Here is a 12,006-nt window from a genome sequence, read left to right on the forward strand (position 1 = left end):
GTGGCGCCACGCTTCTCGGGCGCCCTTCCTCGCGGCGGCGCCCTTCTTCGCGGCGGCGCCCTTCTTCGCGGTGGCACCCTTCTTCGCGGTGGCACCCTTCTTCGCGGTGGCGCCACGCTTCTGGGCAGCCCCCTCCTTCGCGGTGGCGCCCTTCTTCACGGCAGCCTTGCCCGTGGCCTTCTTCGCGGCCCCACGCGCGGGCGCGGCCTTCTTGCCAGCCGCCTTGCGTGCTCCCTCCCCGGTGGGGCCAGCTTCGCTCGGCGCCTCCGCTCTGGTGGCCGCGGCCTTCTTCCCGGCGGGCCCGGACGGCTCTTCCGTGGCGACGGGGGCGGCCTTCTCGCGGCGGGCCTTCTTCGCGGCGGGGCGCTTCGACTCGGGCTCCTCGAACAGCTCCTCCTGCTCGGGGGCTTCCTCCTCGCCGGCGTCCTCGGCCATCTCCGCCTCCAGCTCCTCTTCGCTGGACACCTCGGCCTCCTCGTCCTCGCCCGCTTCACGGGCCAGGGCGGCCAGGTCGCTCGTGTAGTCGCGGCCACGGCCCGCGGGCCCCTCCTCGTCCTCGTCCGCCGCCTCGGCCGCGGCGCCGGACAGCGCGCCCTGGAGCACGGCGTTCATCGCGCGCGCGAAGGTCCGCTCCCCGAAGCTCTCCACCTCCTCGACGGGCGGAATCAGCACCTCGAGCATGTCCTTGAGCGTGCGGTACAGCCGCATCTCCTTCTTCTCGCCGTCCCAGGTGCCGAAGACCCAATCGTCCCCGTCCAGCCCGTCCACCCAGCCGGGCAGCGGCCCGCCACCGTCCCCCTGCTCCTCCATCGCGGACTTGCGCGCGACGAACAGGTGCCGGTGCGCCCCCTTCAACCCGAAGCGCCACACGCCCGCGGCGGGCAGGCCCACCACCATCAGCCGGCTCTTCTCCAGGACGCTGGGCGCACCCTCGCCGCCACGCAGCGGGTACAGCCGCACCTCGCCCTGGAACTCACCGCCGTTGAGCGCCTGGTACAGGTCCGCCAGGTCCTCGGGGAACGGGACGCCGCACTCCGTCTCCGCGCGGCGGACCTCCTCCGCCTGCACACCCTCCGAGGTCGCCTTCGCCGACTTGCGCAGTGCCTCCAACCACTCGTGCATGACCCCTCCACGACATCGACAGCCACCAGGGCTCGCACCTTATGGTGCCTGGGCCCCCGTGCGCAGCGTGCATGTCGGGTTTCGTCCACCCGACGCCTGTAGACATATCTGGACAACCTGACACGCCCGCCCCCTCCATCCCTCCCGGCCGCCTGCCCCCGGGGCTGGCGGCCTGGATGGAAGCCCGGTCCCCCGGGCATTAGGAAGACGCCATGGCGCATCCCGTAAGCATCGAGGCGACGACCGAGACCTTCGACTCGCTCGTCATGGAACCCCGAGACGAGCTGGTGGTCGTGGACTTCTGGGGCCCCGGCTGCCCGAACTGCGACATCTACGCGGCCGCCGAACCCGAGCTCCTCCAGGAGCTGGACGGCGCCCCCATGCGCGTCGTCAAGGTCAACGCCTACGAGCACGAGGCCCTGGCCACGCGCTTCGGCCTGTTCGGCATCCCCACCTTCCTGCTGTTCCGCAACGGCAAGCTGCTGGGGAAGATGAGCCAGTACTACGGCAAGCCGTACTTCCTGGGCGTCATCCGCGACCACCTGCCCGGCGGCGCCAAGGCCCAGGCCTGAAGCCTCAGTCCCGGTAGCCGCGCGCCTGCAGCCGGAACAGGTGCGCGTACCGCCCGTCGAGCGCCATCAGCTCGTCGTGGCTGCCCAGCTCCTGCACCGTCCCGTTGTGGAGCACGGCGATCTGATCCGCCATGCGCACCGTGGAGAAGCGGTGCGAAATCACGATGGCGATGCGGTCCGCGGCCAGCGCCTGGAAGCGCTCGAAGAGGGCGTGCTCCGCCTCCGCGTCGATGCTGGCGGTGGGCTCGTCCAGGATGAGCACCTCCGCGTCGTCGCGCATGAAGGCGCGGGACACGGCCAGCTTCTGCCACTGACCGCTGGACAGCTCCTGGCCCTTCTCGAACCAGCCGCCCAGCATCGTGTCGTACTGGCTGGGCAGCGTCGCGATGACGGAGTTGGCCCCGCCCTGCTCCGCCGCCCGCTCGATGGCGGGCCGGTCCTCCAGCGCGGGCACGTGGCCCAGGCCGATGTTCTCCGCCACGCTGAACTGATAGCGCACGAAGTCCTGGAACACCGCCCCGAAGCGGCCGCGCAGGTCGTCCGCGTCCATCCGCGCCGTGTCCACGCCGCCGTAGAGGATGGCGCCCTCCGTGGGCTCGTACATGCGCAAGAGCAGCTTCACCAGCGTGCTCTTCCCCGCGCCGTTCTCCCCCACCAGCGCCAGCTTCTGGCCGGGCTTGAGCGTGAGCGACACGTTGCGCAGCGCCCACGCGTCCTTGCCCGCGTAGCGGAAGGACACGTCGCGCAGCTCGATGGCGTTGGTGCGTCCACGCGGCGGCGAGACGGTGGGCAGGGCCCGGGGCGTGCTCGCCACCGTGGGGATGTCCAGGTAGGCGAAGAGGTTGCTCATGAAGAGCGCGTCCTCGTACATGGAGCCCACGCTGGTGAGGATGCCCTGGAACGCGGCCTGCCCCTGCCGGAACACCGCCAGGTACAGCACCATGTCGCCCACGGAGATGCCGCCGGACGCGGCCTTGCTCGCGACGAAGAGGTAGCAGCCGTAGAAGGCCGCCAGCGACAGCAGGCCCAGCCCCAGGCCCCACACCATGCGCTTGCGCGCGAGCGCCCGGTCCTCCGCGAAGAACTTCTGGAACAGCGTGCGGTAGCGGCCCAGCACCAGCGGCCCCAACCCGAAGAGCTTCACCTCCTTCACGGTGCTGTCGCGCGTGAGGATCCACTCCAGGTAGTTGAGCTTGCGGCCCTCCGGCGCGCGCCACGAGTACAGCCGGAAGCCCTCCGCCGCCAGGCGCGCCTCCGCGATGAACGCGGGGATGGACGCGAGCAGCAGCACCGCCACGCTCCACGGCGACAGCGCCACGAGCAGCACCGCGTAGGTGGACAGGGTGATGACGTTGCGCACGATGCTGAACGCCTGCATCACCAGCGACAGCGGGCGCGCGTTCGCCTCGCGCCGCGCGTTCTGCATCTTGTCGTAGGTGTCCGAGTCCTCGAAGTGCCGCAGCTCCAGGTCCAGCGCCTTCTGGAGGATGCGCTCGTTGAGCAGGTTGCCCAGGTGCGCGCGCAAGAGGTCCTTCGTGAGCGTGAGCCCCCGGTCCACCACCGCGGAGGCAATCATCAGCGCGAACTCCGTGGCGACGAGCCCCAGCACGCGCGAGTGCGCCGCCGCGTCGCCCTTCGCCGCGGCCACCACCGTGTCCACGATGAGCTTGCCCACCCACGCGATGCCCGCCGGCAGCACCGCCGCCACCAGCGTGAGCGCGCCCAGCACCACCGCGCCCCGGGGGCTCGCCCGCCAGAAGAGGCGGAAGGTGCCCGGCAGCTGCTTGAAGAGGACGCCCGCGTTCTTCAGGCGGGCACGGAGCGAAGAGGGTGTCGACGGCGTGGGAGGTGACAAGGTGCCGCCCCTCATAACGCCGCGCGGGCCGCCGCGCTGGACTTCCCTGCTTTCAGGAAGCCGGCACGTTCCCTCCGTCCGGCAGGGCGGCGGGCGGGGCGGCGTGCCGGGAGATGAGCACGTCGCAGTGCGAGCGCCGCAGCACGCCTTCGGCCAGCTCGGACGGCGGATTCGCGGAGGACATGCCCAGCGTCAGCAGGTCCGACTCCCGCTCGAAGGCCTCCGCGAGGATGCACTCGCGCGGGTCCCCGAAGCGCAGGCGGCTCTCCATCACGCGGCCCGTCTCGCGGTACGGCGCCAGGAAGCGCCCGAGCGCCCTGCGCGCCGCGTCCTCGCGCTCCTGCCGCAGCTGGAGCTCCTGCGTCAGGTGGCCGTCCTGGTGGCGCAGGGCCTCCTCCTCCGCGCGCAGGTCCACCACGTGCAGCACCTCGATGGGCGTCGAGGCTGGGCACAGGCGCATGGTCAGCTCCAGCGCGCGGCGGGACTCGCGCGAGAAGTTCACCGCGACGAGGGGCCGGTGGTAGACGCGGCCCGGGTGCGGCATCACCACCAGCACGGACGCGTCCACCTCCCGCACCAGCCGCAGCACCATGGAGTTCTCCGGCAGCGGCTTCAGCGGAAAGGCCGGGTGGGGCCGGCCCACCACCAGCACCTCCACGCCCTGGTCCTTCGCCAGCTCCGCCGCCACGTGCGGCGCGTCACCCGTGCGCAGCTCCTCGCGCACGTCCACGTCCGGCCGCTGCCGCAGCCGCTTCGCCGCGGACGTCACCGACCTGCGCAAGCACCGCTCGCAGGCCACCGTCCCGTCCGGCCCCTGGTGGCCGTCCAGCGGCGGGCTGACGTGCAGCACGCTGAAGGCCGCGCCATGCGCCAGCGGAAGCCGCAGCGCGCGGGCCAGCGCGAACTCGGATTGCAGGGAGAAGTCCACCCCCACCGCCACCCGCCGCAGCCCCCGCTGGGCGCGGAGGAGACCTTCGGAGAGCAGGGGCAGACCCATTCTGGAAGACACGTTCGGTCGCATGGCGACTCCCTTCCTTCCACCACCTCACCGCTTGGACGCGCCGCGCGGGCCTCCGGGGCGTGGCGACCTGGCGGCTCACGCACCCGGGCTGAAACCTCCAACGCACGGCTTCAGGGGGCATCCGCCTCACGCGGGCCCTCATGGACATACATTCAGCCGGGTCGGTGGATGTGCCACCCGTCTTGCGCGGACGCCACGTCCACAGCAGGGCAGCGGGGCACGCGAGCGGCGAAGCCCGGCAGGACACCGGGCCAGGGCATGCGGACAGGCTGCCCGTCCTCCGGCCGGAGCCCCGCGCTGTAACGTTTTCAGGGCGCGGCACCGCTTCGTTCAAGGACTCCGGGGCAGGCGGACGTTCAGGGCCGCCGTTTCAGGCGCTTGGGACGTTCACCGCAGGACCTTGGCGAACGGGAGCGCTTTCCGAGGCTCGGCCAGCCCTTTGCAAAGACCTCTGCCCGGCCCCTCACGAGGCCATGGGCGGCGGGTCGGACGGCAGGAAGCAAGGGAGCGGGACATGCGCGGGGTCATCACCGGACGTGAGGTGGTTGCCAACCTGGGACTCATCTACCGGGAGTTCGGAACAGCCTGTGTGTTGCGCTGTCTCTGGGTGATGCTCAGCGGCAAGTCCACCACCTTCCTGGAGGTGGCGTGTCCCTGCGAGAAGCTGCGGCAGTGAGCAGCACCCGCTGAAGACAGCTCGGGCCGCGGGAAGCAGTGGCTTCCGCGGCCCGAAGGGTTTCAAGCGGTGAGCAGTCGCTAGCGCTGATACGGATCCGCGTCGCGACGAGGCGCATCGCGGTCGTCGACCGCGTCCTTGACGGCGTGCTTCACGTCCTCGACCACGCCCTTGACCTTGCCCTTGGCCGTGTCCGCCTTGCCCTCGGCTTCCAGCGAACGGTCGCCGGACGCAGCGCCCACGGTCTCCTTCACCTTGCCCTTGGTCTTGTCAGTCCACTCGCCCATGGCGTCCTCCTGACGTCGGTGTGTGTGAATCGCTCTGGAGGACAACGTGCACACGTCGCGGGCGGATGGCAGGCGGCGCGGGCCCGTCCGCACGGCTGCCCTCCTTGGACGTAACGTGACTGTCACACCCTGAAGTGTCAGACAGTGGACAGTGCTGGGCGCACGCGGAGACGACCCCCGCGCTGCCCGCCCTACCCGTTGCGTCCCTGTTATTCGTGAAGACCCGGGAGTCTTCGTCACAAGAAGCGGACGTTGCATTGACGCACCCGCGCTTCGCCCTCAGTCTGGAGTGACCCTCCCGGATAAGTCCTTCGATGACTCAGCCTTCGCCCCTTTCGACCCAGGCGCTGCTCTTCAAGCTGCTCTGGCTGCGCACCCTGGTCGTCACGGTGGCGGTGGCGCCGGCCATCTACGTCGACATGCAGCTGCTGGACGTGGACGCGAGCAGCGCGGGGTTCGTGCTGGGGGTGGTCACGCCCATCGTCATTGGGGGGCTGGCGCTGGTGGTGCCCATTGGCGCGGTGGGGGCGCTCTTGCGGCATGCGCTGCGGGAGGACGCGGGGCCGGCGGAGCGGCTGGGGCGGCTGTTGCGGCTGCCGGGCGTGCTCACGTTCGTGGAGGCGCAGTCCGGCTGGTTCCTGGGCGGCATCTTCTTCAACGGCGCCATTGGCCTGGCGCTGGACCGTCCGCCGCGCGTCATCCTGGTGGGCGTGGCGGTGGCGATGAGCGCGGGCCTCTTCAGCGCGCCCATCCTGTACATGCTCTATGAGAAGGCGCTGGCCGCGGTGACGCTGGAGGCGTTCCGCCGCGCGCCGCACGAGCGGCCCCCGGGCGAAGGCCTGTTCCTGCCCCGGCAGAGCTGGTTCCTGCCGGCCATCGTCGTGTCCGCGCTGCTGATTACGTGCATCACGAGCATCGCGACGTTGCAGCTGCGGCTGGAGAAGAACCTGTCGTCGCTGGCGGACGACCTGGAGCTGTCGGGCGAGTACCGGGGCGCGGCGCGGGTGCGCGCGCGCATCCAGCCGTTGCAGCGGGACCTGACGCTGCCGGTGGCGCTCCTGGGCGGGTTCGCGGCGCTGGGGGCCATCTTCACCGCGGCGTGGGCGGCGCGCAGGCTGGCGCAGGGCGCGAAGGCGATAGGGGCGTCGCTGGACGCGCTGGTGGAGGGCCGCGCGGCGCCGCCGCAGTGGGTGTCCACGGATGAATTGGGCGACCTGTCCGCGCGCACGTGGCTGCTCTATGAGCAGTTGCAGGAGCTGCCCCGGGCGCTGAGCTCGTCGGCGGGGCACCTGGCGAAGGCGGGCACGCGGCTGACGGAGGCGAGCGACCAGCAGAACCGCACCCTGTCGCGGCAGGCGGCGGCCCTCCACCAGGCGCGCACGACGGCGCAGGAAATCCAGCAGATGTCGAAGCTGGCGGCCACCCGCGCGGGGAGCGTGCTGCAGGTGGCGGAGAGAGCCGCGGCGATGGGCCGGCTGGGCGAGGAGTCGCTGTCGGGCACGGAGCAGGGGCTCGCGGACATCCGAGGCCTGACGCACGGGCTGAACCAGCAGGTGGTGGACCTGGGCACGCGCGCCCGCGAGGTGGGCCGGGTGTCGGAGGTGGTGAAGTCGCTGGCGGACCAGTCGCACATGCTGGCCATCAACGCGGCCATCGAGGCGAGCCGCGCGGGCGAGCAGGGCCGGGGCTTCGCGGTGGTGGCGCGGCAGATGCGCGAGCTGGCGGACCAGTCCATCAAGGCGACGGGCCAGGTGCGCGGGCTGCTGGAGGGCATGGAGGCCGCGACGGGCGAGGCGGTCGTCACGGCGGACAAGAGCTCGGAGGGCGTGGAGGCGGCGCTGGTGCCGCTGCGCAAGAGCGGCGAGCGGCTGCGGGAGCTCATCCAGCTCACGCACGAGTCCGCGTCGGCGGTGCGGCAGATTGCTGAAGCCGTGGCGCAGCAGCACGCGGGCGTGGATCAGCTGTTCGGCGCGGTGAGCGAGATGGACGAGCTGATGGCCGCGACGCTGCGGCAGTTGGGCACGACGCAGGAAGCGGCGACCGCGGTGGCGCAGGCGACGGGGCAGGTGTCGGAGCTGGCGGAACGGTACGTGTCCTAGTCCGCTGGCCGGATGAAGTCCGCAGTGTGTGGGTGCCCGTCTTGGGGTGGAGGCCCGATGCAGCGCCTGACATGCCTACGCGGCACGAATGGGAGGGTGCCATGACGCGGGAGCGAGATGTCGATGCCCGCCCTGGCGATGAGGAGGGCCTGGTTCGACGCTGCGAGCGCGAACTCGCGGTCGCAGTCCGGAGCATCCTCGAGGTCGAGCGTCCGCATGAGCGTTGGTCGCGCGTGGACTCCGTGGCCTTGGCACTGGAGCACCTCCTGCGTGTGCGCCTGTCCGAGTTCGAGGAAGCCCGAGGCTTCGGAAGCCCCGACGGCGTCCTGGTGCGCCGGCTCGAGGCCTCATCTCCACGGTCGCTCGAGCTCAACGGCTGGGTCATCGAGGTGACATCCCAGAAGTGTGAGCCCTTCGAGGCCCAGATGGAGTTGACGGACGACGGGGCAGACATCCACACCTACCGGCTCGCACTCGTCGACGCCGGGAAGGGACTCCAGCGGCTCCCGGCCGACTCGCGCCAGGTACGCCTGGGAGAGCCTGTCGTGGAGGATTGGCTCCTCATCATCTCTCGCGAGGCGTCGCGGCCCGCCTTGCCCTGAAATGCCGCGTGTCCCATGCGGCCTTCTGTTCGAGCGCCCCCGGCTGGCATTCCGTCTGCCATTGCCCTAGCCTCCGCGCCGGTCGAAAAACGGCGGACCGGTTCGGTGAGCCCCGGTCACTTCCATGGTGGAAGCACTTGTCCGTCTCCTTCGGGATTCAGGACCCACGGCCCTTCGAAGGCACACGTGTGTCTTCGCGAGGCCCACCATGAAGCTGAATCACCTTGATCTGCAGGTCCCCGACGTCCAGGCCACCGCTCGCTTCTTCACGCGCTACTGCGGCTTCACGTCGCACGCGAAGAACCATGACTCGCCCGCCATCGCCATCCTCGGCGGCACGGAGGGCTTCGTGCTCGTCCTCCAGCGCCGCAAGCGCGACTCCGACGTCTTCCCCGAGGACTTCCACGTCGGCTTCCTCCAGGACTCCGAAGCCCCCGTGCTCGCCTTCCAGGAGCGCGTGAAGGCGGACGGCCTGGAGGTGTCCGACGTCATCCGCAACAACCGGGGCACCCTCGTCTACTGCCGGGCCCCGGGCGGCATCCTCGTGGAGGTGAGCTGCCGCCCCGGCGCTGTCTGACGCGCGCCCCTCAGCCGCTCCGGGCCATCCGCGGCCCGGGCGGCGCCTGTTCGCCGGCGTCCTCCATGGGCGGCACGTACGGCCAGCCCTTCAGCGGCCCCTTGCCCGCCTCGCGCGTGAGGTAGTCCGCCGCGATGTTCGCGCTCTCCATGATGGTCAACAGGCCGCTGCCCGGGTGCGTGCCGCCGCCCACGAAGTAGAGCCCCTCCACCTGCGCGTTCTTCACTCGCGGCCGCAGCGGGCCCAATTGCAGCCACGTGTGAGACAGGTTGAACACCGCGCCCCGGAACACGTTGAAGTCGTCCCGCCACGTCTCCGCCGTGAAGTAGCGCTCCGCCTTCACGTGCTCGCGCAGCCCCTGGATGCCCACCTTCTCCAGCATCTTCGGGATGCGCTCGCGCAGCGTGGCCTCCGTCTTCGCCCAGTCCACCGGCCGCGCCGTGTTGGGCGTGGGCACCAGCACGTACAGCGTGGAGTGCCCCTTGGGCGCCCCCGAGCCGTCCGTCACGCCCGGGTTGCACACGTAGAAGGGCGGGTCGTCCACGTCCACCGTGCGGTCCTCCAGCGCGTCCCGGTCCGTGCGCCTCGCGCTCTGCGACAGGTAGATGAGGTGGTGCGGCAGGTCCGCGTACGTCGTGTCCAGGCCGTAGTACGCCATGAACGTGCTGCACGAATACTTCGCCCGCTCCAGCGCCGCGTCCGTCAGCCGGCTGCCCTCGCGCACCTCCGGCGCCAGCAGCTTCCGCGCCGCGTAGGCCAGGTCCGCGTTCACCACCACCGCGTCCGCGTCCAGCACCTCGCCGCTCGCGAGCTTCACGCCCACCGCGCGCCCGGCCTCCGTGCGCACGCGCTCCACCGCCGTGCCCATGCGGAACGTCACGCCCAGGTCCTCGGCGCACCTCATCATCCCTCGCGCCAGCTCCCGGAAGCCGCCCTGCACGTGCCACACGCCGAAGCACAGCTCGATGAACGGAATCACGCTGAACACCGACGAGCACGTCGTCGGGTGCAGCCCCAGGTACTTCGACGGGTACGCCAGCGCGTACGTCATCCGGTCGTCGTGGAAGAACGAGTCCAATTGCTTGTACAGCGTCTGCCACGGCTTGAAGCGCAGCGTGGGCGCCAGCCGCCAGGGCGCGTAGTAGTCCAGGCTGCCCGCGTTCGTGCAGATGAACTTCTCGTACGCCAGCGCGTACTTCCTGCGCCCGTCCTCCATCCACTCCTGGAGCGCGCGCCCCTTGCCCGCACCGAACTTCTCCAGGTCCTGGCCCATGCGCTCCAGGTCGCGCCGCGTGTCCAGGTGCGTGCCGTCCCAGAAGTGCACGCGCGTGTTCGGGTCCACCGGCACCAGCGTGACGTAGTCCTCCAGCCGCTTCCCCGCGCGCCAGAAGATCTGCTTCAGGATGCCGGGCAGTTGGAGGATGGACGGGCCGGTGTCCAGCGCGTACTCGCCGTCCTGCCCCAGCGTCAGGCCCTTCATCCGGCCGCCGGGCACCGCGTCCTTCTCCACGACGGTGACCCGGAAGCCCTGCCCCGCGAGGTTGAGGGCGGCCGTCAGGCCTCCGGGGCCCGCGCCCACGACGATGACGTGCTGAACCATGTGCCTCACGATGCCCGGCCCCACGCCGGCTGGCGACTGTCCTCCGAGGACGGCCCAGGCGAAAAAGCGTTTCCTCCCGGGACTCCAGGCGCTCCGCCGGGCGTTGGCTCCAGGTCGGACCGCTCCCGCCCGGCGTGGAGCGTTTGCTGGAAGACGGGCCAACATCCTGAATCCCCAGGGTGCCCTGCCTCCTGTAGCCTGCGACGCGCAGCCATGAATCCCCCCTCGGAGGCACGCCCACAGGAAGTCCTGTTGTTCACCCTGGAGCGGCAGCGCTACGGCCTGCCCGTGGAGGACGTGCGCGAGCTGGTGCGCGCCGCGCGCCTCACGCCCCTGCCCCGGGCCCCGGACGTGGTGGAGGGCCTGCTCAACCTGCGCGGGGAGCTGCTGCCCGTGCTCGACCTGCGCCGCCGCTTCCGCCACCCCGCGCGCCCCCTGTCCCCCATGGACCACTTCATCGTCGCCGCCGCCGGGGGCCGGCAGGTGGCGCTGCGCGTGGACCGGGCCGAAGGGCTGCACGCCGTCACCGACGGGGAATGGGACGCGTCCCCCGGGGAGCTGCCGGGCGTGGGGCTCGTGGCCGGAGCCGCGAAGCTCCCGGACGGGCTGGTGCTCGTGCACGACCTGCGCTCGTTCCTCTCCGAAGCGGAAGCCCTGCAGCTGGACACCGCGCTTGGAGCCCTTCCGGAGCCTGCTTGATTGGCGGCGTCCTGCCCCCGGGCTTCAAGGACGTGCTCGCCCTGGTGGAGGAGCGCGCGGGGCTCGCCGCGCCCAGCTGTCTGGCCGCCGCGCTGGAGGGCATCCAGCGCGCCATGGCCCGCGCCAACCAGGACGACGTCACGCGCTACCTGCATGAGGTGGCGCTGGACAACGCCCTCTTCGATGACCTGCTCACCGAGCTCACCATCGGGGAGACGTACTTCTTCCGCACCCACGAGCACTTCGACCACCTGCGCCGCGTGGTGCTGCCGGAGCTGCGCGAGCGCCGGGGCCAGGAGCACCTGGTGCGCGCGTGGAGCGCGGCGTGCTCCTCCGGCGAGGAGCCCTACTCCATCGCCGCGCTGCTGATGGCCGAGGGCTGGGAGGGGCACATGACGGTGCGCGCGACGGACGTGTCGCGCACGGCGCTCAGCCGCGCCCAGCAGGCCCGCTACACGGACTGGTCCCTGCGCGGCCCCTCCGCGGACCGCATGCGCGCCCACCTCAGGCAGGAGGGCCGCTTCTACTGGCTGTCGCAGGACGTGAAGCGCCACGTGCAGCTGGGCTACCTCAACCTGGCGCTGGAGACGTGGCCTTCGGCGGAGAGCGGCATCTGGCAGCTGGACGTCATCTTCTGCCGCAACGTCCTCATCTACTTCAACCGCGCCACCATCGAGGGCGTGGCGCGCAGGCTCCACGCGTCGCTGGATGACGGCGGGTACCTGTTCACGGGTCCGTCGGATCCGCCGCTGGGGGACTACGCGCCGTTCGAGCCGGTCCTCACCGAGTGGGGCGTGCTGTACCGCAAGCCCCTGGCCGGCGCGAACGCGGGGCACTTCGTTCCGCTCCAGCCGCTGGCGCGCTGCGCGCGGACGGCACGCCTTTCCCCGCCGGGC

The 12,006-nt window shown here is 71.1% G+C and carries 12 protein-coding genes; 7 read left to right on the forward strand and 5 right to left on the reverse strand.

All coding sequences use genetic code 11. From position 1 onward, the window contains the following. Positions 1-1,122 (reverse strand): SMI1/KNR4 family protein (locus ACLEQD_RS25060; protein WP_410387390.1); only part of this gene is annotated, 1,122 nt, incomplete at its 3' end. A gap of 212 nt (positions 1,123-1,334) precedes the next feature. On the opposite strand from ACLEQD_RS25060, the gene ACLEQD_RS25065 reads away from it, so the two are divergent. Further along, complete coding sequence (locus ACLEQD_RS25065; RefSeq protein WP_120603835.1) at positions 1,335-1,694, forward strand: thioredoxin family protein; 360 nt, start codon at positions 1,335-1,337, stop codon at positions 1,692-1,694. Between the two features lie 4 nt (positions 1,695-1,698). Here the strand turns inward: ACLEQD_RS25065 and ACLEQD_RS25070 are convergent, their stop codons facing one another. Both ACLEQD_RS25070 and ACLEQD_RS25075 read right to left on the reverse strand, forming a co-directional pair. Beyond that, complete coding sequence (locus tag ACLEQD_RS25070) at positions 1,699-3,564, reverse strand: ABC transporter ATP-binding protein (protein ID WP_410387392.1); 1,866 nt, start codon at positions 3,562-3,564, stop codon at positions 1,699-1,701. A 37-nt stretch (positions 3,565-3,601) separates the two neighbouring features. Then, positions 3,602-4,546 (reverse strand): universal stress protein, encoded by a 945-nt coding sequence (locus ACLEQD_RS25075; RefSeq protein WP_410387394.1) that lies wholly within the window; start codon positions 4,544-4,546, stop codon positions 3,602-3,604. A gap of 538 nt (positions 4,547-5,084) precedes the next feature. Here ACLEQD_RS25075 and ACLEQD_RS25080 point away from each other — a divergent pair. After that, the gene (locus ACLEQD_RS25080) at positions 5,085-5,246 is read left to right on the forward strand and encodes a hypothetical protein (protein WP_171412808.1); all 162 of its coding nucleotides are present in this window, start codon (positions 5,085-5,087) and stop codon (positions 5,244-5,246) included. 80 nt (positions 5,247-5,326) lie between these two features. Here the strand turns inward: ACLEQD_RS25080 and ACLEQD_RS25085 are convergent, their stop codons facing one another. Further along, positions 5,327-5,533, reverse strand: coding sequence for a CsbD family protein (locus ACLEQD_RS25085; protein WP_410387396.1), 207 nt, complete (start codon positions 5,531-5,533; stop codon positions 5,327-5,329). A gap of 314 nt (positions 5,534-5,847) precedes the next feature. On the opposite strand from ACLEQD_RS25085, the gene ACLEQD_RS25090 reads away from it, so the two are divergent. The 3 genes from ACLEQD_RS25090 to ACLEQD_RS25100 all read left to right on the forward strand — a co-directional run bounded on the left by ACLEQD_RS25090 (position 5,848) and on the right by ACLEQD_RS25100 (position 8,811). Then, entirely contained in the window at positions 5,848-7,632 is a 1,785-nt protein-coding gene (locus tag ACLEQD_RS25090) for a methyl-accepting chemotaxis protein (RefSeq protein WP_410387398.1), read from the forward strand. Positions 7,633-7,733: 101 nt separating this feature from the next. Next, the gene (locus tag ACLEQD_RS25095) at positions 7,734-8,234 is read left to right on the forward strand and encodes a hypothetical protein (protein ID WP_410387400.1); all 501 of its coding nucleotides are present in this window, start codon (positions 7,734-7,736) and stop codon (positions 8,232-8,234) included. Between the two features lie 208 nt (positions 8,235-8,442). After that, positions 8,443-8,811, forward strand: coding sequence for a VOC family protein (locus ACLEQD_RS25100; RefSeq protein ID WP_338262748.1), 369 nt, complete (start codon positions 8,443-8,445; stop codon positions 8,809-8,811). A gap of 10 nt (positions 8,812-8,821) precedes the next feature. On the opposite strand, the gene ACLEQD_RS25105 is transcribed toward ACLEQD_RS25100, so the two are convergent. Then, complete coding sequence (locus ACLEQD_RS25105; protein WP_410387406.1) at positions 8,822-10,411, reverse strand: phytoene desaturase family protein; 1,590 nt, start codon at positions 10,409-10,411, stop codon at positions 8,822-8,824. Positions 10,412-10,624: 213 nt separating this feature from the next. Between ACLEQD_RS25105 and ACLEQD_RS25110 the strand changes: the two genes are divergently transcribed. Beyond that, positions 10,625-11,110: a chemotaxis protein CheW gene (locus ACLEQD_RS25110; RefSeq protein WP_410387402.1), complete on the forward strand. Its 486-nt coding sequence runs from the start codon at positions 10,625-10,627 to the stop codon at positions 11,108-11,110. After that, positions 11,107-12,006 (forward strand): CheR family methyltransferase (locus ACLEQD_RS25115; RefSeq protein ID WP_410387404.1); only part of this gene is annotated, 900 nt, incomplete at its 3' end. The genes ACLEQD_RS25110 and ACLEQD_RS25115, both read left to right, overlap by 4 nt.

Origin of the sequence: Corallococcus sp. 4LFB (genome assembly GCF_046520365.1) — a bacterium.
Classification (GTDB): Bacteria; Myxococcota; Myxococcia; order Myxococcales; family Myxococcaceae; genus Corallococcus; species Corallococcus caeni.